Raw genomic sequence first — 22,111 nt, forward strand, 5'->3', positions numbered from 1 at the left:
CAAATCGCTCAGAGGGCAACGCGTAACAACGCGTTGGGCGTGGGTTGAGTCGTGCGTGCACCCGCGCCAAGCACTTTGTGCAGGAATTCTCGCGTGCGGTCGCTGCGGGGCGTGTCGAATATCTGGCTGGCGGGGCCGTGCTCGACGATTTTTCCCGCTTCCGTGAAATAGATCTGATCGCTGACCTCCGCGGCAAAGCGCATCTCGTGGGTGACCAGTACACAGGTCATGCCATCTGCCACCAGGTCCCGGATGACGGTGAGTACTTCGCCGACCGTCTCGGGGTCCAGCGCCGACGTCACCTCGTCGAACAGGATCAGTTCCGGCTGCATGGCCAGCGCCCGCGCGATCGCCACGCGTTGCTGCTGGCCGCCGGAGAGTTCTCCGGGGTAGGACTGCGATTTATGGCCCAGGCGGACGCGGTCCAGCAGAAGGCGCGCTTCCTGCTCTGCGGTGGCACGGTCCCGCCCGCCCACGCGAATCGGCGCGATCACCAGATTCTCGAGCACCGTGAGATGAGGAAAGAGGTTGTACTGCTGGAACACGAAGCCCACGCTCTTGCGCAATGCGATGAATTCCGCCTCGGTTCTGAGTGTGTCGACGCGTACGCCGCCCACGGAGATATGGCCCGATTGCGGGCGCAGCAGGCCGGTGATGCAGCGCAGGATGGTCGATTTCCCTGATCCGGAAGGGCCGATGATGGAAACGGCCTGGCCGCGGTGAACGTGCACATCGATGCCTTTGAGCACCTCGTTCTGGCCGAAAGAGAGATGAACCCCCTGGAGCTCCACCAGCAAGCCCGGCGGGCGGGGCGAGTGCCGGGAAACCGGCGATGAGGGCAGGTCAGTGGCGGGCATAGCGTTTCTCCAGCGCACGGGTAAGCAGCGCAATCGGATAGCAGTAGGCGAGAAAGAGTGCGAGCAGCGTGAAGTACACGAAGATGGTGAAGTCGGTCCGGCCTACCGTGTTGCTGGCAATCTGCGCTGTGTCCACCACTTCGTGCACCCCCATGAGCGATGCCAGCGAGGTGCTCATCGTGATGCTGGCATACAGGTTCATCCAGGGCGGCAGCATCCTGCGCACGCATTGCGGCAAGACGACCAGCCGGAATATCTGTGTGCGCCGAAACGCCAGCGAGTGCGCGGCTTCCCATTGAGCGCTGGGGATGGACTGGATCGCGCCTCGAAAAATCTCGGCGACGTATGCGCTGGTGGGCAGGGCCAGACCCAGTACGACCTTGAGTCCGTCCGGAAATGGCAATGTCCAGGACGAAATGCGCACTTCAAATGGGAGCACGTAGGTGGTGAAGTAGATGAGCACCAGCAGGGGCACGTTGCGGAACACCTGCACGTAGACGCGAACCCCGTCCCGGACGGCCCTGACGGGTGACAGGGAGACCGCGCCCAGCACCAGGCCCAGCATCGTGCCGATTGCCATGGCCATCACGCTGATCTGCACATTGACCCACAGGCCGCGCAGCAGCGCCGGCATCCAGTTCCTCAGGTAGGCCAATCCGGGGGGCAGGCTGTCGCTGTTCATCCACCAGACCGCCAACAAGGCCGCAATCAGCACGATCCACAATGAACCGGAGCGGGCCATGCGCTTGAGCGTTTGCGCGACAAGCGTCAGGGGCATGGGCCCTGCAAGCGTCTTAGCTGCCATAGCCCGGTATCCTCCAATGATGTTCGAGGCGGCGGCCGGCCCTGCCGACCAGCCAGGTCAGCAGGCCGAACCACAGCACGATGAGCAGCAGCAGTTCAAGAACGTTGTCGCGCTGTGACCAGATCATGATGGATTGATAGGTCACGTCGCCCACGGCAATGGCCGACGCGATTGCCGTGCCTTTGACGAGTTCCACCAGGTTGTTGGTAAGCGCTGGCAGCGCGAACCGCAACGCCAATGGCAACTGGACGTCCCGTAGTATCTGGCGTCGTGAAAAACCCAGGGAGCGCGCGGCTTCCAGTGTCGTGGCCGGGACGGCCTCGATGCCGGCGCGCAAGGCTTCGGCATGGAACACGCCCTTGTGCAGGGAGACCACCAGTACGACCCAGAAGAATGGCGTGAGCGGATTCTGACTGATCCCCCACTCGCGCAACAGCTGGGTGATCAGCATGTTGAACACCAGGAAGGCGCAATACAGTTGCACGAGCGTGGGCGTATTGCGTGTGACTTCGATGAAGACCCGCGCAGGACCCGCGAGCCCGCGGCGGCCCGAGGTGGTCATGGCGGCCAGGCACACACCCGCGACCAGGCTGGCCGGAATGGTCAACAGGCAGAGCAACGCGCTCACCCCGAGACCGCGAATGAAAGATTCGCGTTCGGCGCTGTCGAGCAGGAAGGCGTAGTTGAGCCCCATCGATTTCAGCGCCTGCACGGCCTGAGTCATGATGTCGAGCGTCATGGTGAGGCCTGCCTCGTCCGATACCCGGCGACGTCGTCGGGCGCGTGGTCGAATCGGCCTTTGATCGCCATGTCGTGGCGGCTGGCCACCCAGGCATCGGGCAGTCCCCATTGACGAACCTGCCTGAGCAGAAAACCCGAGCGGTGCCAGTCCCGAATGGCGTCGTCGACGACGGCCTGGGTATCGGTTTCGCCCTTGCGCATCCAGATCAGAAGCGGGGCGGGGGCAATCTGGTCATCTGTCGCCAGCGTGTAGTCCGACCATTCCCGGGCGTTGTCGTCATGCAGTTTGACGTAAAGCTCGGGATAGGTATGGATCGACGCATCACACAGGCCGCCCTTGAGCGCAAGCAGCGACTCGTTGATGCCTCGAAAGCCCTTGACCACGGCGCCGTAGGTCTCGGACAGCGGCTTGGCGAAGCTGCTGCCCTGCGACACGCAGGCGGTCTTGCCTCGTAGATCCTCCCAGCGCTTGATGCCGCTGCGCTTGGGAACGATTGCGGTGCCGCCGAACAGATCGTAGGGCGTCGGCGCAAACGACAGGATATCGCTGCGCTCCTGGGTCCAGCCGATGGAAGAGATGATCAAGTCGATCTTGCCGCTTTGCAGGAGCTGTACGCGCGTGGAGGCGGAGATGACAACCGTCTCCAGCTTCACGCCCAGGCGGCGGGCGATGTCGGCGGCCAATTCGGTCTGGTAGCCCCCCGTCTCTCCAGTGACCGGATCCAGGATGCCCAGGGGTGGGTGCGGCGCGCTGATGCCGATGGCGACCTTGCCGCGCTGCTTGATCTTGTCGAGCGTGGCGTCCGCTCGGGCGGCCTGGCAGGTGAGCGCAAAGGCCGCCATGGCGGCCAGGGTCACAAGGCGGCGCGGCAGCGCTGCGCGCGCGGTGGCTTGGCGCAAGGCAAGCGAGGCGTGGGCCGGCGCCGCGGCCCGGGATTCGAGATCGGGCGTCATGGCTTGGCTTGCCTGGCCTTGTACACGTCAAAATCAGCCGGCGCCTGGTCGAATTTGCCCTGGAGCGCCAGCGCGTGGCGGCTGGCCACCCAGGTGTCGACCATGCCCCATTGGCGGGCCTGCTGCAGCACGAACCCCGAGCGATGCCAATCCTGGATGGCCTGGTCGACAAAGGCCTGCGTATCCGTCTCGCCCTTGCGCATCCATACGACGACCGGTGTCGGGTTGAGCGCGTCCTGGGGCGTCAGGGTGTAGTCCGACCATTCGCGGGCATTCTCGTCATTCAACTTGCTGTACAGCTCGGGATAGTCGTGCACTGACGCCTCGCATGCGCCGCCCTTGAGCGCCAACAGCGATTCGGACAGGCCGCGCAAGCCCTTGACCACGGCGCCGTAGACGTCGGCCAGCGGCTTGGCATAACTGCTGCCCTGCGACACGCAGACAATCTTGCCGCGCAGGTCTTCCCAGCGCCGTATCCCGCTGCGCTTGGGCACCATCGCGACGCCGCCGATGACGTCATAGGGCGTCGGCGCGAAGGAGAGGATCTCCGCGCGTTCCGGCGTCCAGCCGATCGCGGCGATGATCAAGTCGATCTTGCCGCTTTGCAGGAGCCGGACGCGGGTCGATGAGGGCACCGCGACGGTTTCCAGCTGCACGCCCAGTCGGCGTGCAATATCGGCGGCCAATTCGGTCTGGTAGCCCCCCGTCTTTCCGGTGACCGGATCCAGGATGCCCAGCGGCGGGTGGGGAGAGCTGACGCCCACGGCGAGCTTGCCGCGTTGTTTTATCTTGTCCAGGGTCGCGTCGGCGCGTGCCGAGGTGCAGGCGAACGCCGCGATCACGATTGCGATCGTCGGCGCATGGCGGGTCAGAGAGTGGAATCGCATGGAGAGGGGGGGCGAAAGAGGTGACTAGATCAAGGCCGGTTTGCGCTCACTGCGCTTGAGCAACTGAAGCACTTCGCGGACAGCGCCTTCTTCATCGACTTGCGAGGCCAGTTGCGCCAGTTTCCGGCTGACCACGGCGCCATAGAGCGGCTCGGTCAACGACAGGAATTTGTGCTCGAGTTCATTCCAGCTCAGGGGATTCTCCGGGTCGCCTTTGCGCGCGGAGATATCGCCGTGATAGACCGATCCGTCCTCCGTCGTGACGGTCAGATGGGCCTCGCGATAGGGGATGTCATCGTTGAGCTCGATTTGAATCGTCGGCAGGATTTCGCGCACGCGCGGGTCCTGCAGGGTGGCTTGGGAAAAGTCGTCGGGGCCGAGCTGATAGCCCGCCAGCGCCATGGCAATGCAGCAATAGACGCTGAATCTCGCTTCGGTCGGCGTTTGCGGATTCTGAAATCCCGCCATGGCCAGGACATTGGGCGCCGTCCTGGCGACCACCGAGGTGATCTTCTTGCCCTTGACGCTTTCATACACCTGCAGGGCGCCTTCCGTGGATGCGTGCGTCGCCCGGCAACTGGCAAACAGCTTGAATGCATTGCCAAACAGATGCCATTGGGTGCCCAGGTCGGACATGGGGGGGATTTCCGCGATATTGCCGTCCTGGATCAGGATCGAAAGCCAGTTCTCGCCGGTGCTTTCAAAGAACGTGGTGTTTGCGCTCAGGCCGTTGAGGGCGAGTTCCGCGGCCATCACGCCGTCCATGGCGGCCTTGCCGACGTGAAAAGGCTTGGCATCCGTGCCATGAGAGGACTGAAAGCCGGAGAACGTGGTGGCGACCGCGCCGAATGCATTGGCGATCTGCGCACGATCCAGGCCATACAGCACCGAGCCGATGGCCGTCGCGCCGACACGGCCCACGACCGCGGTGGGGTGATAGCCGACGCGTTGCAGGTTGCGGCCGATGCCCGCAGGGCCGCCGCCGCCTAACCGGGCCATGATCTCGAACCCGGCGAGGTAGGCGGCGACCAGGGTTCGGGCGTCGCTGTTCTGTTGTTGGGCGATCGCCAGCGCGGCTGACCAGCAGGGGCCGCTCGGGTGTCCTGCGCCTTTGGGCAACGTATCGTCCAGGTCCTGGGAATGCGCGGCAGTGGCGTTCACCAGTGCGGCAAACGCCGGAATCGTGTCATAGGCGCCGAGCACGCTTGAACGTCCTGTCACGCCCCATCCCGAGACCATCTTGCGCACCGCGACGGTCGAGGAGTCATTGGAGCCGCTCAGCACGCATCCCAGGTAATCAAGGAAGGTGCGGCGCACCATGTCGAGAACCGCGTCCTCGATGCGCAATTGCGTGACATCGAGGCAGAACTGCACCATCGACTGTCCGCGGGAATCCATTTCCTTCAGTCCAGACATTTCCATTCTCACTTTCTTGGTCTATGCGGCAAAAGAAAACCGTCCCCGGCCATTGGCAATGCGCGCTGACGGAAGACGGTTTTGTTTTGGTTTCTAATATAGGAACTTATATTTCGTATTTAGGAATATGTTCTCTCAGGCCAACAAGGCTCGTCAATGGCGAAGTTGCTATTAGCTATTAACCGCCCATAGCAGTGAGAGGCGTGCGTCAATAATCGATGGCGCCTGGGCCGTCGTGGTTTCGATGGCCGTTCACGTCGTTCAGGGGATGCACGATGCGCCCGTCGCCATAGAAGGTGACGACTTCGGCGACGACGACTTGATAGCCCTGACGCCATGCCTGCCCAGGCGGTGCGGCCCGCAACTGGTCCTGATAGGCGGCCATGTGCTGGAGCGCATCCATCGTGCGCCAGTAGAAGGTGATGCAGATCACCCCGCTTTCCTGGTTTTCCCAGGTTTCCTCGCCCAGGTAGCCGGGCACGCTTTTCGCCGCTGCGGCCAGAGCCCGCATCGAAGTTTGGAATTCGTCGTTGTTCGGGCCTGGGGCAAGCGTAAAGGTCGAGGTGTACATGGGCGGTCTGAACGGCAGCGTGTTCGCGGGAGGAAGGGGGGCGCTAGAAATCGATGTGCCGGGCGATGTCGGCCACGTTGGCAGCCTTGCCGTCGCCATTCCAGATTCTTGAGGGAATGGCCAGGCCGCCCGAGAACAGCCGGCGGGCCGTGCGCAACAGATTGGCCTCGACCAGCTCCAGATGGCCGCCCGCACCTGTCTCGCCCCGCACGTCCATGGCCATGGTTCCCGCGGGGTGCTCAATGCCGACGGTATGGCGTTCGCCCGTACTCAGGCCCGTTATCTGCTGCGCGACCGAACCGGGCAGGATGCTGGCCGCGGCCAGTGCTGTCGCGCCGGTCACCGAATGCGTGGCATGGCAGTTGTAGGGCACGAAATCGCGGGAAGTGATGGCGCCGCCATGTCTGGCTGCGCTGACAACCAGAGGTTTGGGTATGACGAGCTTGCGGCAGTCGCCCAGGCCCATGCGCTGTCCCGCTTCCACTCGGAGGTCGTCCAGGCGCTTGATCAAGTCGGGCATGGCGTCCAGCTCGGCTTTTGATTCGTCACCGCGCAGGCCAAGGGCCTGGGCCGCGATCAGCACGGCCGGCACGGCAACGTCGATGCAGGTGACTTCGATGCCCTCGATGCGCTCGGTCACCTTGCCGGTGGGAAGCATCTTCTTGGTCTTGCTGCCCACCGTGCCGGCAAAGTTCTCGATGACGGGCGCCGAGGTGCCCGGAACGCCGTCTATCGCGGCATTGCCTTCATACGTGATCGAGCCATCGGGGGTCTGGATGGTGGCGACGATGACCGAATCGGTGTTGGCGTTGTAGATGCGGATCCGCGTTTCATTGCCAGCGGCCTTGACCAGGCCGGACTCGATCGCGAATGGGCCGATGGCGCTGAGCATGTTGCCGCAGTTGGACGAGTAGTCGACGATCGGGGAGTCGGGGTTGACCTGGGCAAACAGGTAGTCGATGTCAGCGTCTTCACGGCTGGACCCGGACACGATGACCACTTTGCTGGTCAGGGATTCCGCTCCGCCCACGCCATCGACCTGGCGTTTGTGGGGCGAGCCCATGGCGCTGAGCAGTACCGCGTCAAGCGTTTGCTTGTCGGCCGGCAGGTCCTGGGCCAGGAACAAGGGGCCCTTGGACGTTCCGCCGCGGAACAGGGTGGCTGGGATGGAATACAGATCACTCATGCAGGTCTCCTGGACAACTGCCCGCGCCGCTGTCGCCGCGGGCTGATGCGGCAATCTTACGCTTTATTTGGGATTCTGGAATCCCAAATAAAAGTAGTATTTCAAATTCAAGACCTGTTTCGAGTAAAAAAATAGCGAAAAACGCGCATATTTAAGGGTTTATACTGATATTTTCAGTGTGACGATCACCGTGTTAGCATAATTTTAGGATTCCGAATCCAGGATTCCAAAATTCAAGGGGCGTCACCATGAAGGCAGTGCTAGGCAGTGCAATCGCAGTCCTCTTTTCATTTGCGGCGTCGGGCGCCTGGGCGGCGGATACGTATCCCGCCAAGCCCGTGCGCATCATCGTGCCGTTCAGTCCTGGGGGAGGGTCCGACACCATGGCCCGAGTCATCGGCGCCGAACTCACCAAGTCGCTTGGTCAGTCCGTCGTGGTCGAGAACAAGCCGGGCGCGGCGGGCATGGTGGCCACTGCCTACGTGGCTGGCGCCGCGCCCGATGGCTACACGCTGATGCTGGCGGACGTCCCATTCGCTGCCAATCTGGCTGTCTATCCCAAGCCCTCGTATCGACTGGAAGACTTCGCCGCCGTGGCAACGATCGCCACGGTACCGGCCATTGTCGTGGTGGGGCCGCAGTTGCCCGTGGCGACGCTGGCCGACCTGGTGGAACTGTCGAAGAAGCGTCCGGGCGAATTGAACATGGCCTCGGGCGGCACGGGCGGCGTGGCGCATCTGCAAGGCGCGCAATTCGCCCATGTCACCGGGATCGAATGGGCGCACATTCCCTATCGTGGAATGGGACCCGCGGCGCTGGACGTGATCGGGGGGCGGGCTGACCTGATGTTCGCATCGGCCCCCACCGTGGTGAGCTATGTCAAGGAAGGGCGCTTGAAGGCGCTGGCGGTGACGGCCAGCAAGCGCTCCGCCGTTCTGCCCGATATTCCAACATTTGCAGAACTGGGATATCCGCAGTTGACGGCCGACAACTGGTTCGGCCTGGTCGCGCCGGCGAAGACCCCGCCCGAGATCATCGGGAAGTTGCATGACAAGGTGAATGCGGCGCTGGCGTCGCCGGCAGTCCAGGAGATGCTTGCGGCCCAGATGGGCACGCCGTTTCCCTCGGTGACGGCGGCAGACTTCCAGGCGCTGATTGCACGAGACACGCAGAAGTGGGTGCGCGTCGTCCAGGCGACGCACATCACCGCCAATTGATATGCCGTCGCGCAGGTCGCGATCCGGTTTTTTTGACATTTTTCCTGTGGTGCAGCAATGGATGTCCTGCTCAATGAAGCTTCAATGTGGCGATACCCGAGCCACTTGCCCTTGGCCGACGCCGGGGCGCGGATCAGCATGGGGGAGGGCTGGACGCCGTTGGTGCCGGCGCCACGCTATGCCGCGCGGGTGGGTTGCCGGGCGGTCTGGATCAAGGACGAGGCGCAAAACCCCACGGGCACCTTCAAGGATCGAAGCGCCGCCTACACCATTTCCCGGTTGCGGGAACAGGGCTGCGCGGGGATCGTGCTCAACAGCACGGGCAATGCGTCAGCGTCGTTCGCTGTCTATGCCGCCCGCGCCAACATGGCCTGCGTGACGGTCGTCCCCACCGACGTGCTGGGCGAGAACCTGCTGCAGATGAGCCTTGCCGGGGCGCGCGTGCACTGCCTGTCGGATTGGGCGGGGGCGCGTTCATTTGCGCAGGGGTTGGCACGCCAGACCGGCTACATGAATGTGTCTGCGGACAACGCGCCGACCCGGGAGCAGGCCAAGCAGACTGTCGGACTTGAAATCGTCGAGCAATTGGGATGGCGTTTTCCCGCGGCAGTGTTTTGCCCGACCGGCGGCGGTATCGCGTTGTTGGCCATCCGCAAGGCGTTTGAATGGCTAGCCGCGCAGGACGCGATGGCCGGCCAGGCGCTTCCGAAAATGCATGCGAGCCAGTTCGCCGGCTGCGCGCCGATCGCGCAGGCCTACTCGCTGGGGCGCGCCCTCAGCCCTTGGGGCATGATCGACACGCCAAGAGGCGGCATGCGCACCCCCAACCCGCCGCGTGGCGAAGAGGTGCTGCGCGCCATCGCCGGTGGCGGCGCCCACGCGGCGGCGCCAGGCTTGGCCGTCGATGCGGTCTATCGGCTGGCTCGGCTGGATGGGGTGCAGGTCGCGCTGGAAACCGGTTCGGCGCTGGTGGCGCTTGAACACGCGCTGAGCGTGGGCACACTGTCCGAGGATGCCGAAGTGGTCGTGCTGAACACGGCGTCACCGCTGAAATCCGATCCGGCGTATTTGCGGCGTACGCCGAGCGGCGCAGAGGGCTGGAATCCAGAATTCCAGTATTCCAACTGATAAAATCGCAGCCACGTCCGTTGTGGCGACGGATCTTTTCCCTTGCGACGTCATTCAGGAATTCCCATGGTTGATAACCCTCTGTTTTCCCTTCCCAAGCAGCACATGTTCGATCGGGTCTACGAGCACATGCTGCACCTGATTTCGACCGGCGCCGTGAAGCCCGGCGAGCGGATCAAGGACAGCGAGTGGGCGACCAGGCTTGGCGTTAGCCGCACGCCGGTGCGTGAAGCCATCCGCAAGCTTCACCAGGAAGGGCTGATGGTCGAACTGCCGACGGGCGGGTATCAGCTGCGCAAGTTCACGCACCAGGAACTGACGGCGCTGTATCGCTGCAGGGCGGCCCTGGAATCTGCCGCGACGCGGGAATTTGCGCAGGCGGGCGACCCCGCCGCGCTCAAGGCGCTGGAGCAAGTGCTGCAGGATACCGACGAGGCCATTGCCGGCGCCGATCTGCCGCGCGCCTTTGATCTGAATACGCAGTTTCACCAGGTGATCATCGAGGGCTGTGGCAACGGTTTCATCAAGGACATGCTGGCTTCGTTGCAGCGGATGATCCGGTTCTATCGCGGCAATGCACTCAGCAAGGCGCAATCGTCTGCCGATGACACCGATATCTATCTGGAGCGCCTGAAGATAAAGCAGGCCCACCACCGGGCAATCGTCAACGCGATTGCCGCGGGCAAGGACGAACTCGCCGCCAAGCTCATGAACGAACACGTCGCAACGACGGTGGAAGACTTGGCGGGTTCAATCGAACAACCACACGTGGAGAGCAGGAGAGCATGAGCAAATTTGGCCAGGACAAGACGCCCGTCAATACACCGTTGTACAAGGTGGGCGAATGGGGTTTCATTTCCGGAATAACCGGCAGGCGCGGCGACACGCTGGTCTCAGGCGGATTCGAGGCAGAATTTTCCTGCGTTCTCGATCGCCTGAGCGCGTTGCTCGACGAGCATTCCCTGGGAATACGGAACATCGTCAAGGTGAATCTCTACCTGGCCGACATGTCGAATCGTCAACGCCTCAATGAGATGTACCTGGATTTCTTTGGCGACCACCTGCCGGCCCGCACGGTCGTGGGGGTCACCGAGATCGCGCGTCAGGGGGCGATCGAACTCGAAGCCCAGGTGCTCCTGGGCACTGTCCAGGCATAGCGGTCTTCGTGCCGGGCCTGCCGGGGCCTTGACGGCCCCGGGGCGCGGGGGCCGGTCAGGCGGGATGGCGCGCCAGGTGGGCGAGCAGTGCCGCAGTCACGGCCTCGGGGGCCTGGTCCGCGACAAAGTGGCCCACGCCCGGCAATTCGATGAATTCATACGGCGCATCGACGAATTCACCGGTGCCCGTGGCGGCGGCACGGCCGACGGTATCGTCGGCATTTCCCCAGATATATAGCGTCGGCACGACGGTGCGGCCCACCGGGGCATGCCTGGTGCCGCGCGCACGGTACCAGGCCAATGCCGCTTCCATCGCGGCCGGATTGCCCAGCACGGTCAGGTGCGTGTCGATCGCGCTTTGCGGCACGCCATTGCGAGTCAGGCGCGAACGCAGCCACTTGGCGTCATCGGCCAGAATGTCAGGGCCGGCCTGAGGGTCCAGGAAGCGGCCGTGATGGCCTGAGCGCCCCGCCTGCTCCGCGTCCTGCGCCAGCGCGCGATTGAACGACAGCGGGTGGGGGCGCGACAGGATGGTCAGAGACGCCAGTCGTTCGGGGTGGCGATCCGCGATTTCCCAAGCCACGCTCGCGCCCCAGTCGTGACCGACCAGGTGAAAACGCTGGTCGCCATGGCCGAGTGCCGCGGCGATATCGAAGACGTCCTGGATGACATTGTCCATCCGGTAGTGGGAAAAGACCGCGGGATCGGGCCGCGCCTGGGGCGAGTAGCCTCTCTGGTTGGGCGCCGCTGCGTGCAGGCCTGCGTCAGCCAGCGCGGCGACCTGCGCGTCATAGGAATGGCGCGACACACCGAAGCCGTGCAGCAGCATCACCAGCGGTCTGTCGGGGGGGCCGCCGACCGAAACGTCGAACGTCAGGTCGGGCGTGGTGGCAATGCGTTGGCTGGCCGTGTCTGGCATGGTGTGCTCCTGGTAGGGTAGGGCCGCGGCGGCAGCGCCGGCCGATGCCGCCCGCTGCCTGCTCGAGCCGGGGTCGCGTTCAGCCGCGCGAAGCGGCAACAATCGTCTCATAGGCGTGGCCCGCCAGGGCGATGTCTTCCAGACCCACGCCCACGGATTTGTACAGATGGATGTCGCGCCCATTTTCGGGCGGCAGCGTATCGTCGACGGCCTTGGGATCGGTCAGGTAGACGCCCAGGTCGACCACGCGGTCGGGGTCCAGTGCGCCGTCGGCCGCCAGAATGAAATCTCCCGCTTCTTCCCAGGTCTGTGGTTGCCACTCGGCTATCACGATCCTGGCCCGGCGCAGCGTGGCATCGTCGAGCTCGCGCGTGGTCGGCAGGCTCGACCCGATGGCGGCGACCAGCACGCCCGGGCGCAGCCATGCGCCCTCGAACAAGGGAGTCGTCGAGCGGGATGCGGTGACGATGACATCCGCCTGGCGCGCGACCTCTTCTGCCTGAGCCGCTTGAACGGTCAGTCCGGTGCGTTCCTGCAGGGCGGCGCAGGCCTGCGGCGAGAGGTAGGGGTCCGACACCAGTATCCGGCCGAGCGGCAGTGCGCGGCTCAACTGGACCGCGTGCTCGGCGCCCTGGGTGCCCGCGCCGAAAAGGCCCAGCGTGCGCGCGCCGCGCGGCGCGAGTCGCTGCGCGACGAGGGTGGTGCAGGCCGCCGTCCGGATACGCGTGAGCGCACCCGCGTCAACGGTGGCCAATGGCTGGCCGGTGCGCGACGAAAACAGCACGATGACAAAGGAAAACTTGCCTTCGATGGTGGTATAGACTTTCGCGCCAGCATGCCCCTGGCCGGGAATGACGGCGCCCAGCGTCGACAGCTTGACGCCCGACGCTTGTGTCCGTTTTCTGGCCTGCATGGCCGCCTCGCCCCTGGCCAGGTCCAGAAAGGCATTACGCAGGACCGCCTGGGCGGCAAGTGGCGTGACCGCGGCGTCAACCATGGCGTCGGTGATATGCAGCATGGGGTCTCTTGGGTGAGGGTCAGAGGCAGGTCGGGATGACGACGCTGCCTAGCATGATCAGCCGCGCCGTGCGATCGACGTCGGCGCTGGCGACCTGTCCGGCCATGGCGTCGGCGCGCACGCCGACCTCCATGGTGCCGGCGGGGTGCAGGATTTTCCATGCCTGGTGTTCCCGCGCTTGCCATCCGGGGATCAGGGCCTGGGCCACGGTGCCTTCGATGTGGCAGGCGCAGGCCAGGGCGATGCTCGAGGTCACGGGGGCGGCCCGATGCACATTGCCGCTTGAATAGAAGCGGGCCTGGATCGCGCCGGCCTGCGCGGGGCTGACGAACACGACGTCGGGCACATTGGCGAACTCGCCGTGCAGTTCGCGGGGATCATCGGCAAGGCGCATTTTCAGGGCCGCCGCGATGCGCAGCGCTTCGTAGTCCATGCGGCCGGCGAGCTCGTCCGGGCTTTCGTCTCCCCGCAATCCGGCGCTGCGGGCATCCACGATGACGGTGGGCAGGGTGGCGTCGATCAAGGTCGCCTGCACCGTGCCCAGGCCGTTCACCACCAACGCTTCCTGTCGCCTGCCCGTCGGGAACAGCCGGCCCGCCAGGCTCGCGGCCGGGTCGAGGAATCGCAGGCGTATGCGCGGCGCCATTCCGTGCACGCCGTCTATGCCGATGAAATTCCTTACGTCCGGATTTTGTTCAAAGCAGGCGTGAATGATCTTGCCGGAGTTCACGTTGTAGATGCGTGCCAGGCACTGTTCCTGGTCGGCGATCCACCCCTGGCTCAATGCAAAGGGGCCCACCGCGGAGGAAATATTGCCGCAGTTCACGCGGGTGAGCACGGCGCCGGTGCGCGGGTCCACCTGAAAGAAGTGATAGTCGACGTCGGCATCCGTGCGCCGGGAAGGCGTGATGACGGCCACTTTCGATAGCGATGAGATCCCGCCGCCCAGGCCATCCAGCTGACGTCCGTAGCTGTCCGGACTGCCCAGCGCGCAGCGGAAGATGTCGGCCCATTGCGCTGGGTCCGGCGGCAGGTCCTGGCCGCGAAAGAGGATGGCCCTGCTGGTGCCGCCACGCATGTAGGCGGCGGGATATCGAGTGGAAGACTGGCGCGGCATGGTCGTTGATTCGGTTGGTCCGGCTCGCAGGCTTGATGGCGATGGGTGTCTTGCACCTTGCCGGAATTCTGGATTCTGGAATCCCAAAAATAAAGTATAAGTCCAAAATTCATGAATAGCGGAATACATATTTTCTATTTCGATAATAGAAACAGAATGGGCCTGATGTTGCGCTTCCGTGTTTAAAAAAACTGCGTTTTTGCGAGAAAACCCTGATGGACATGCGGCGCGGCGCAATGCGACCATACGGCTTCTTATTTCTAATATAGAAACTTAAGTTCCGATATTAGAAAGTAATGGGATCGTAAGCGGTGAGAAGACGCGTTGGCGCTTCAGCCGGATTGACCAACCCGTGCCGCGTACACCCTGTGTTGCGCACGATTGCCGACGGGCCGCGCACCGCACGCGGGGTCCGCAAGGGGGAAATATGAAGATCACTGTATTCAAGACGCGTGCGCTGCTGACTTGGGCGCTGGCGTTCGCAATGAGCCTGCTTCTGGTTGCCGAGGCCGCGGCCGCCGGGCGGTTGGACAAGATCCGGGCGTCGGGTGCCATCACGCTCGGCCACCCGGAAACCTCGATTCCGTTCGCCTATCTGGATGCCAACCAGAAGCCTGTCGGCTATACCGTCGATATCTGCCGCGCCATTGCCGCAGCGTTGCAGCAGCGATTGGCGCTGCCATCGCTGGACATTCGCTACAACCCCGTCACCTCTGCCACACGCATTCCTTTGATTGCCAACGGCACGATCGACCTGGAATGCGGCAATACGTCCAACCTGAGCGAGCGGCATAAATTCGTCGACTTTGCGCCGACCACGTACGTCACGCATACGGTGCTGTTCGCGCGCAAGGACAGCGGCGTGGATGTCAATGACATCGCATCGCTGCGAGGCAAGACGGTGACCGCCCAGGCCGGCAGCCTGACCATCAGGTACCTGGGGCAGCTCAACGTCGAGCGCAAGCTGAATATGGCTGTGATGCCGGCCAACGACCTGGCCCAGATGCTGCTGATGGTGCAGAACGGGCGAGTCAGCGCAGCGGCGACCGACGACGCGCTGGCCTATGCCAACGTGGCCTCGTCGCCCGATCCCGCCATCTATGTCATCGGCACGACGGGCCTGGACCTCTACCCCTACGGCATCGTACTGCCCAAGGGCGATGAGGCGTTCAAGCAGGCGGTCGACGACATCGTGGTCGATCTGATCAAGCAGGGCAAGGTGGCGCAGCTGTACGAGCGCTATTTCAATTCGCCCATTCCGCCTCGCAACATCAATCTGCACTATCCCATGAGCGAAGGACTGAAGAAGGCGCTCGCCAATCCTACCGATTCCAGCGACCCGGCGGCCTATCGCTAGCCACGCAGCCTCTTGTCCCATCCACCTATTTCAGCCGAGCCCGCATTGCAATGAACTATCAATGGAGTTGGAGTGTCTTTCTGGAACTGTCACCCGATGGCGTGCATACCTATCTGCAGACCTTGTTGATGGGGGCCGGATGGACGATCGTGCTGGCGCTTTGCGCGAGCATCTGTTCGGTGTTGTTCGGGTCGTTGCTGGCGATCCTGCGAACCGCCAGTTCGCGTTCGCTCAACCGCATGGCGATGCTGTATGTGGAAGTCTTTCGCAACATTCCCCTGCTGGTCCAGATGTTCCTCTGGTTCTTCGTCGTGCCGGAACTGTTGCCGATTGCATTGGGCGACTCGCTCAAGCAGATGCCGCAGCCCTGGGGAGCCTTCCTGCCGGCGTGGCTGTGCCTGGCTTTCTATGGCTCGGCCCGCATGGCCGAGCAGATCCGCGCCGGCATACAGTCGCTGCCGGCTGGCCAGGCGCGGGCTGGCGCCGCCCTGGGACTGAACGAGGGGCAGGTGTACCGCTACGTCATCCTGCCGCAGGCGTTTCGGATCGTGATTCCACCGTTGACTTCGGAGCTGATCGGAACGGTCAAGTATTCGTCCGTGGCCCTGACCATCGGCTTGCTTGAGTTGACGGGACAGGCGCGGTCGATGCAGGAGTACAGCTTTCACATCTTCGAGGCGTTCTCGGCCGCCACCCTGGGCTACCTGGCGATCAACGGCCTGATCGTGCTCTCGATGCGCACCATCGAACGCCGTGTCGCGGTGCCTGGCCTGTTGGGCGTGGCCGGCGCCAAGGCGCATTGAGGGGGAGCACACCATGCATCAATTCGATTTCGGTGTCATCTTCACCTCTTTTCCCTACCTGATGCAGGGCATGTGGTTGACCGTGCAGCTGTCGGCGCTGGCGATCGTGCTTGGCCTGGCGCTGGGCGTCCTGCTGGCCTTGATGAGAATGTCGCCATATCGGGTGATTTCGGCGCCTGCCGCCGCGTACGTCAACCTGATGCGGTCGATTCCGCTGCTGCTCGTGATCTTCTGGTTCTATTTCCTGGTGCCCTATATCGGCGCCTGGATCATCGGTTCGCCCCAGCCGATTCAGGTCGGCGCTTTCCGCTCGGCGCTGGTCAGCTTCACGCTGTTCGAGGCGGCCTATTTCTGCGAGATCGTCCGCGCCGGCATCCGCAGCTTGCCGCGAGGGCAGATCTTCGCGGCCAAGGCGCTGGGCCTGAGCTATCGGCAGACCATGTTCAACGTGGTGTTGCCGCAGGCGCTTCGCAACATGACGCCGTCGCTGCTCACGCGCGCCATCGTGATTTTTCAGGACACCTCGCTGGTCTACGTGGTGGCGCTGACGGACTTCCTGGGTGCGGCCTCGAAGGTGGGCCAGCGCGATGGGCGCCTGATCGAGCTGTACACGTTCGTGGCCATTGTGTATCTGGTGCTTTGTTTCCTCGCCTCCTGGTCGGTCAAGCGGCTGGAGCGGCGCCTCAAATCGGCCTGACGGCATTTTTGGAAAGAATGTGATGATCGAGATTTCCGGTATCAGCAAGTGGTACGGCGCCGTCCAGGTGCTCAACAATTGTTCGTTGTCCGTAGGCAAGGGCGAAGTGGTGGTGATATGCGGCCCGTCGGGGTCCGGCAAGTCCACGCTGATCAAGACGGTGAATGCGCTGGAACCCATCCAGGGCGGCGACATTCACGTGAATGGCCTGTCGGTCGCGGCGGACAATGCGCAGCTCACCAAGCTCAGAAGCATCGCCGGCATGGTGTTTCAACATTTTGAACTGTTCCCCCACCTGACCGTCACGGAGAACCTTTGCCTTGCGCAAGTCAAAGTCCTGGGACGCTCGAAGGACGAAGCGCGCAAGCGCGCGGTGGCTTTGCTGGACCGTGTCGGCCTGCGGGCGCACCAGGACAAATACCCAGGCAGTCTGTCAGGTGGCCAGCAGCAGCGCGTGGCGATCGCGCGGGCGCTGTCGATGGACCCGCTGGCCATGCTGTTCGATGAACCGACGTCGGCGCTGGACCCTGAAATGGTCAACGAAGTGCTCGATGTCATGACCGATCTGGCGCATGAAGGCATGACGATGATGGTAGTGACCCATGAAATGGGATTTGCCCGGCGGGTCGCGGACCGCGTCGTCTTCATGGATGCGGGCACGATCATCGAAGATTGCGAGGCCTCGGAGTTTTTCGAGAACACGGGGGCCAGGACGGAGCGGACACAGCAGTTTCTGTCCAAGATCCTGCCGCATTGAGCGTCATTGACAGACCCGGTAGGCGTGACTAAATTTCGTATTCCGAAACTGATGTTCTCGATTTAGAAATGCGAAAAACAGATACTGCAGATAATCCAGCCTCTGGCGGGTCGCAGACGGTCGACCGGGCCTTGCAGGTGCTCCGCACCATCATCGCACACGGCAAGCCGATATCGCTGGATGATATCGCCGGACAAGTGCAGTTGCACAAGAGTGTGACTTACCGCCTGGTGCGCTCGTTGGAGCACGCCGGATTCATCGGACGGGACGCGGGTGTCGGCGGCTATTCGGTCGGGCCTGAATTGCTGTCCTTGAGTGTCGCGATCGCCAGCCGGGTGGATATCCGCCGCGCGGCCAAGCCTTTCATGGAACAGATCGTGCGCACATACGGGGAAACGGTCTCGCTGCATGTGCGCAGCGGCGATCTGCGGGTGTGTGTCGAAGTGGTCGAAGGCACCTTCCCGATCCGTCGGGTGGTGCCCGTAGGCGAGGTGCACCCGGTCTACGCGGGGGAGTCCGGCCGCGTCCTGCTGTCGGGGATGTCCGAACCGGAATTGCATCACCAGTTGACGGTCGCTTCGCAAAATGGGCTGGATCGCGATGCGGTGCTGCATGAGGTGCAAACGGTGCGCAAGCAAGGGTGGATCGCGGCGTTGGGGTTGCGAACCCCGGACGTGGGGTCGGTTTCGGTGCCTGTCCATGGGCTGGGGGGCGTAGTGGGGGCGCTCACCGTGTCGGGTCCGGCAACCCGCTGGAGCGTACCGACGATGAAGGCGGCGATACCGACCATCCTGGCGGCATGCAAGTCGATCGACGAGGCGCTGAACAGCACGGCGCAGCATACGTCCCCCTGACAGAGACTGAATTCCATGCAGGCAAGGCACGTTCCCTTACCGCTGCGCATCGCGCAGACCGACTATCTGATGGTCGATCTGAAGGCATGCCTGGGAGACCGGTTGTCCAGCTTGCCCTATGTATTGCGGCTGTTGCTGGAGAACGCGCTGCGCAATGCCGAACCGGATGATCCGGACGACGCCGTCCAGGCGCTGACCGGCTGGCTGGAGACAGGGAGCAGCGCCGCTTCATTGGCGTTTCGTCCCCTTCGTCTATTGATGGAGGATACGACCAGCATTCCTGTCTTTGTCGACGTTGCAGCCATGCGCGACGTGATCGCCGAGGCCGGGGGTGACCCTGCCGTGCTCAATCCGGTCGTGCCCATCGACGCATCGATGGATCACTCGATCAGCGTGGATCATTTCGGCCGCCCCGATGCCTGGATGTTGAATCAGCGTCTGGAACAGGACAGACATCGGGAACGCTTTGCCTTCCTGCGTTGGGTGGGCGAGGAAATGCAGGGGGTACGCATTCATCCGCCGGGTACGGGCATCATGCATACGCTGAACGCCGAGCAACTGACGCCTGTGGCGGGGCCGATATCACATCGGGGGCAGGCATGGCTGGCACCGGACTTTGTCGTCGGCACGGACAGCCACATGCCGCTGGTCAATGGCCTGGGCGTGCTGGCTTGGGGAATAGGCGGGCTGGAGGCGCAAGCCGCCATGTTCGGCGAAGCCATGACGCTTCGGATTCCGGACGTCATCGGCGTTGAGCTGCGCGGCGAGTTGGCCCCGGACATCCTGGCGACCGACCTGGCGCTGGAGGTCACGGCGCGTTTGCGTGCGCTGCACGTATCGGGCGAGTTTGTCGAGTTCTTCGGGCCGGGCGTCAGCACCCTGGACGCCGGGCAACGGTGCGTTGTCGCCAGCATGGCGCCCGAGTACGGCGCCACGACGGGATTCTTTCCCGCCGACGCGATGACGCTGGCGTATCTGCGCGCCACCGGCAGGGCGGAGTCCGCCATCGACATCGCCGCCAACTATCTGAAGGCGGCCGGCCTGTGGTTCGATCCGCAGGCGACGCCCCGGTACAGCCGGCGCGTCACCATCGACCTGGCTGCCGTCAGGCGGCGCGTGGCCGGCCCTGCCAGGCCGCAAGACATGCTGGACGTCGCCCAGATGGGCCAGGCACTGGAAGCGCTTGAGCCATCGCCTCGCGGGGCGGCCGGTCTGCCTGCCTACCCGATTGCGATCGCGGCGGTCACCAGTTGCACCAACACGACTGCATTGGCAATGCTGGTCGCCGCGGCCCTGGTCGCCCGCAAGGCCCGCCAGCGAGGCCTGAGAGTTCCCGCGTGGGTCAAGACGTCGTTGGCGCCGGGTTCGCCTGCGGCGCAGCAGGTGCTGGCCCGGGCCGGGTTGCTGGATGATCTGTCCGCGCTTGGCTTTGACATCGTCGGATTTGGCTGTACCACCTGCATCGGCAACGCCGGTCCGTTGACGCAACCCATCGAGCAAGCCCTGGGCGACGGGCTCGTGCGTCCGGTGGCGGTACTTTCGGGGAACAGGAATTTTCCCGGCAGGGTGCATCCCGAGCTGGATCTGTCCTTCATCATGTCACCGCCGTTGGTGATTGCGTATGGACTGTGCGGCAACGCCCAGGTCGATCTGGATCGTACCGCCCTGCAGGTCGATGCGCAGGGCGAACCGGTATTCCTCAGAGACCTCTGGCCCGCGGCGCAAGAGATCGACGCCTGCCTTCGGGCGGCCGACGACCCCGGGGTGTTTTCCCGTGCCTTCAAGGCCGCGGCTGGACGATCCGGATGGGATCGGTTGGCGCATCCTTGCGGGCCGCGCTTTTCTTGGGATGACGCGTCGACGATGCTGCGGCGGCCACCGTATGTGGCGCTGTCCGATGGCTGGCAGCCTGGCCGCGTGAACGCTTACCCGCTGCTGGTTCTGGGCGATGATGTGACGACGGACCACATCACGCCCGGCAGCGCGATACCGCCGCAGGGGTTCGTCGCCGACTATCTGGCTGGGCAAGGCCTGGCGCGAGACCGCCTGGGGGCATTTTCCGCCAGGCGCGGCAACTGGAAAGTCATGCAGCGCGCCACCTTCTACAGCAAGGCGCTGAAGAACCTGCTGCAGTCTGACTGTCCGGTCGGGCACACGCTGCATGTGCCGTCCATGACGGTCATGCCGATCTTCGAGGCGGCCAGCCAGTACCGCCAGGCTGGGGATTCGGTCGTGATCGTGGCCGGGGCGCGCTACGGTGCCGGTTCTTCCCGCGACTGGGCCGCGAAAGGCCCATGGCTGCTGGGCGTGCGCGCCGTGCTGGCAATCAGCTTCGAGCGGATACATCGATCCAATTTGATCGGCATGGGGATTTTTCCGTTGCAACTGCCGGCGGCGATGCATCCGCTGGCGTTGGGTATCAAGGCAGGCGAACGGATCGAGATCGACATTGTCGAGGCGTCTTTCCAGCCGCGTAGCCCAGTGCGGGTGCGCTTGGTCCGCCGCGATGGGGCCTGTCTGGAGTTCATTGCCCAGGCCGCCATCGATACCGAAAGGGAGGCGGGTTTGCTCAAGGGCGGCGGCATGATTTCCCATATCCTGCGCCGGGCGTTGGGGCAGGCGGCGTAGTCTGCGCGAAGGTGAGGCTGACCGCTATTCGCCCGTTGCGAGGGGCGCAGGTACGTCCATCAGGTGAGCCACCAGCAAGCCAGCCGCCCGGGTCAACGGCCGGTTGGGGTTGGTGGCCAGGACCAGGTCGCGTTTGGCCCAGGCGTCGGTCAGCTTCACGGCCCGCAGCCTGCCCGGCTGCAGCCGGTGGGCGCAGGCGCCCGCGGGCAGCACGCCGATGCCCAGGTTGTTGGCGATCATCTCGGACATGGCATCGAAACTTCTGACCTGGACCCGCAGGCGCAAGGGCCGTCCGGCCTCTTGGGCGGCCGCGCGGATCAGGTTCAGCAACGAACTGCCCCGGTTCAGGCCGACGAAATCGTAGTCCAGGCATGCTTCGAAGGCGATCTTCTTGCGCGCGGCGACCGGGTGCGACGCCGCGACCAGCAAGACCAGTTCATCCGTCTGGAAGGGCTGCACGTCCAGCCCGTCGGCGGGCACGCCGCCAACGAACACGCCAATGTCCGCAATGCCGTCGATGAGCGCCGGCACGATATCGCCGGACAGCTGCTCTTCGACTTCGACGTGGGTGTCGGGGTAGCGGGCCAGAAAGCGCGAGAGGGCGGCGGGCAGGAATTCCACCAGCGCGGACATGTTGGCCCATAACCGGATGTGGCCGCGCGAACCGTTCGAGTATTCATCCAGTTCGTTGCCGAACAGTTCAAAGCCCTGGAACAGGCGCAGCGCATGTTGCAGGGCGATGTGCCCGGCCGGGGTCAGCCGCACGCCTTGCGAGCGGCGTTCAAGCAGCACGGCCTTGGCGGCGGCTTCGAAGTCGGCGATGCGGCGGCTGGCGGCGGAGAGCGCCAGGTTGCAGCGCGCGGCGCCTTTGGTCAGGCTGCCCGTCTCGGCGACGGCACAGAACAAGCGCAACGTAACAAAGTCGACCCTGGCCGGATTCATCATCAACCCTTCGCGTTTTGCGAATTGATAATCTCGAAATAGCAATTCTGCGGCTGTTTTTACGGAGATAAAGTTTCAGTATTCGTAAAACAGCAAGGCA

22 protein-coding genes are annotated in these 22,111 nt (G+C 63.7%); 10 read left to right on the forward strand and 12 right to left on the reverse strand.

Going from position 1 to position 22,111, the window contains the following annotated elements:
- Positions 1–8 precede the first annotated feature (8 nt).
- From U858_RS0129065 to U858_RS0129100, 8 genes are all read right to left on the reverse strand, one after another.
- Positions 9–857, reverse strand: coding sequence for an amino acid ABC transporter ATP-binding protein (locus U858_RS0129065; protein ID WP_025140630.1), 849 nt, complete (start codon positions 855–857; stop codon positions 9–11).
- Entirely contained in the window at positions 844–1,599 is a 756-nt protein-coding gene (locus U858_RS0129070) for an amino acid ABC transporter permease (RefSeq protein ID WP_369797749.1), read from the reverse strand. Before U858_RS0129070 ends, U858_RS0129065 begins: the two co-directional genes overlap by 14 nt.
- A 52-nt stretch (positions 1,600–1,651) precedes the next feature.
- Positions 1,652–2,401: an amino acid ABC transporter permease gene (locus U858_RS0129075; protein ID WP_025140632.1), complete on the reverse strand. Its 750-nt coding sequence runs from the start codon at positions 2,399–2,401 to the stop codon at positions 1,652–1,654.
- On the reverse strand, positions 2,398–3,246 hold the full coding sequence (locus U858_RS0129080) for a transporter substrate-binding domain-containing protein (RefSeq protein ID WP_115597039.1): 849 nt from the start codon (positions 3,244–3,246) through the stop codon (positions 2,398–2,400). The genes U858_RS0129075 and U858_RS0129080 overlap by 4 nt, the downstream gene beginning before the upstream one ends.
- A gap of 107 nt (positions 3,247–3,353) precedes the next feature.
- A complete protein-coding gene (locus U858_RS0129085) occupies positions 3,354–4,244 on the reverse strand; it encodes a transporter substrate-binding domain-containing protein (RefSeq protein WP_081821754.1) in 891 nt (296 codons plus the stop codon).
- 24 nt (positions 4,245–4,268) lie between these two features.
- Positions 4,269–5,660 (reverse strand): MmgE/PrpD family protein, encoded by a 1,392-nt coding sequence (locus U858_RS0129090; RefSeq protein ID WP_025140635.1) that lies wholly within the window; start codon positions 5,658–5,660, stop codon positions 4,269–4,271.
- Between the two features lie 208 nt (positions 5,661–5,868).
- Positions 5,869–6,231: an antibiotic biosynthesis monooxygenase gene (locus U858_RS0129095; protein ID WP_025140636.1), complete on the reverse strand. Its 363-nt coding sequence runs from the start codon at positions 6,229–6,231 to the stop codon at positions 5,869–5,871.
- Positions 6,232–6,274: 43 nt separating this feature from the next.
- Complete coding sequence (locus U858_RS0129100; protein WP_029954458.1) at positions 6,275–7,417, reverse strand: 4-oxalomesaconate tautomerase; 1,143 nt, start codon at positions 7,415–7,417, stop codon at positions 6,275–6,277.
- A 383-nt stretch (positions 7,418–7,800) separates the two neighbouring features.
- Between U858_RS0129100 and U858_RS0129105 the strand changes: the two genes are divergently transcribed.
- The 4 genes from U858_RS0129105 (at position 7,801) to U858_RS0129120 (ending at position 10,919) form a co-directional block, all read left to right on the forward strand.
- Positions 7,801–8,634: a tripartite tricarboxylate transporter substrate-binding protein gene (locus U858_RS0129105; RefSeq protein ID WP_157838870.1), complete on the forward strand. Its 834-nt coding sequence runs from the start codon at positions 7,801–7,803 to the stop codon at positions 8,632–8,634.
- A gap of 57 nt (positions 8,635–8,691) precedes the next feature.
- The gene (locus U858_RS0129110) at positions 8,692–9,762 is read left to right on the forward strand and encodes a pyridoxal-phosphate dependent enzyme (RefSeq protein ID WP_025140639.1); all 1,071 of its coding nucleotides are present in this window, start codon (positions 8,692–8,694) and stop codon (positions 9,760–9,762) included.
- 66 nt (positions 9,763–9,828) lie between these two features.
- Positions 9,829–10,551, forward strand: a complete 723-nt coding sequence (locus U858_RS0129115) for a GntR family transcriptional regulator (protein ID WP_025140640.1) — start codon at positions 9,829–9,831, stop codon at positions 10,549–10,551.
- Positions 10,548–10,919 (forward strand): RidA family protein, encoded by a 372-nt coding sequence (locus U858_RS0129120; RefSeq protein ID WP_025140641.1) that lies wholly within the window; start codon positions 10,548–10,550, stop codon positions 10,917–10,919. Before U858_RS0129115 ends, U858_RS0129120 begins: the two co-directional genes overlap by 4 nt.
- 55 nt (positions 10,920–10,974) lie before the next feature.
- Here U858_RS0129120 and U858_RS0129125 read toward each other — a convergent pair whose 3' ends face one another.
- The 3 genes from U858_RS0129125 to U858_RS0129135 form a co-directional block, all read right to left on the reverse strand.
- Complete coding sequence (locus tag U858_RS0129125; protein ID WP_025140642.1) at positions 10,975–11,838, reverse strand: alpha/beta fold hydrolase; 864 nt, start codon at positions 11,836–11,838, stop codon at positions 10,975–10,977.
- Between the two features lie 79 nt (positions 11,839–11,917).
- Entirely contained in the window at positions 11,918–12,856 is a 939-nt protein-coding gene (locus U858_RS0129130) for an ornithine cyclodeaminase family protein (RefSeq protein ID WP_025140643.1), read from the reverse strand.
- A 19-nt stretch (positions 12,857–12,875) separates the two neighbouring features.
- Positions 12,876–14,219: a PrpF domain-containing protein gene (locus tag U858_RS0129135; RefSeq protein WP_081821757.1), complete on the reverse strand. Its 1,344-nt coding sequence runs from the start codon at positions 14,217–14,219 to the stop codon at positions 12,876–12,878.
- A 181-nt stretch (positions 14,220–14,400) separates the two neighbouring features.
- On the opposite strand from U858_RS0129135, the gene U858_RS0129140 reads away from it, so the two are divergent.
- The 6 genes from U858_RS0129140 to acnA all read left to right on the forward strand — a co-directional run bounded on the left by U858_RS0129140 (position 14,401) and on the right by acnA (position 21,069).
- Positions 14,401–15,330 carry an amino acid ABC transporter substrate-binding protein gene (locus U858_RS0129140; RefSeq protein WP_025140645.1) on the forward strand — a complete coding sequence of 310 codons (930 nt, stop codon included), beginning with the start codon at positions 14,401–14,403 and terminating at the stop codon, positions 15,328–15,330.
- A gap of 50 nt (positions 15,331–15,380) precedes the next feature.
- Positions 15,381–16,133: an amino acid ABC transporter permease gene (locus U858_RS0129145; protein WP_025140646.1), complete on the forward strand. Its 753-nt coding sequence runs from the start codon at positions 15,381–15,383 to the stop codon at positions 16,131–16,133.
- 13 nt (positions 16,134–16,146) lie between these two features.
- Positions 16,147–16,830, forward strand: coding sequence for an amino acid ABC transporter permease (locus U858_RS0129150; protein ID WP_025140647.1), 684 nt, complete (start codon positions 16,147–16,149; stop codon positions 16,828–16,830).
- Positions 16,831–16,852: 22 nt separating this feature from the next.
- On the forward strand, positions 16,853–17,587 hold the full coding sequence (locus U858_RS0129155; protein WP_025140648.1) for an amino acid ABC transporter ATP-binding protein: 735 nt from the start codon (positions 16,853–16,855) through the stop codon (positions 17,585–17,587).
- 68 nt (positions 17,588–17,655) lie between these two features.
- Positions 17,656–18,441, forward strand: a complete 786-nt coding sequence (locus U858_RS34465; protein WP_025140649.1) for an IclR family transcriptional regulator — start codon at positions 17,656–17,658, stop codon at positions 18,439–18,441.
- A gap of 15 nt (positions 18,442–18,456) precedes the next feature.
- On the forward strand, positions 18,457–21,069 hold the full coding sequence (gene acnA, locus U858_RS0129165; protein WP_025140650.1) for an aconitate hydratase AcnA: 2,613 nt from the start codon (positions 18,457–18,459) through the stop codon (positions 21,067–21,069).
- A gap of 24 nt (positions 21,070–21,093) precedes the next feature.
- Here the strand turns inward: acnA and U858_RS0129170 are convergent, their stop codons facing one another.
- Complete coding sequence (locus U858_RS0129170; RefSeq protein ID WP_025140651.1) at positions 21,094–22,014, reverse strand: LysR family transcriptional regulator; 921 nt, start codon at positions 22,012–22,014, stop codon at positions 21,094–21,096.
- Positions 22,015–22,111 lie beyond the last annotated feature (97 nt).

This window comes from Achromobacter sp. DH1f (assembly GCF_000633435.1).
GTDB classification, from domain to species: domain Bacteria; phylum Pseudomonadota; class Gammaproteobacteria; order Burkholderiales; family Burkholderiaceae_B; genus Achromobacter; species Achromobacter deleyi.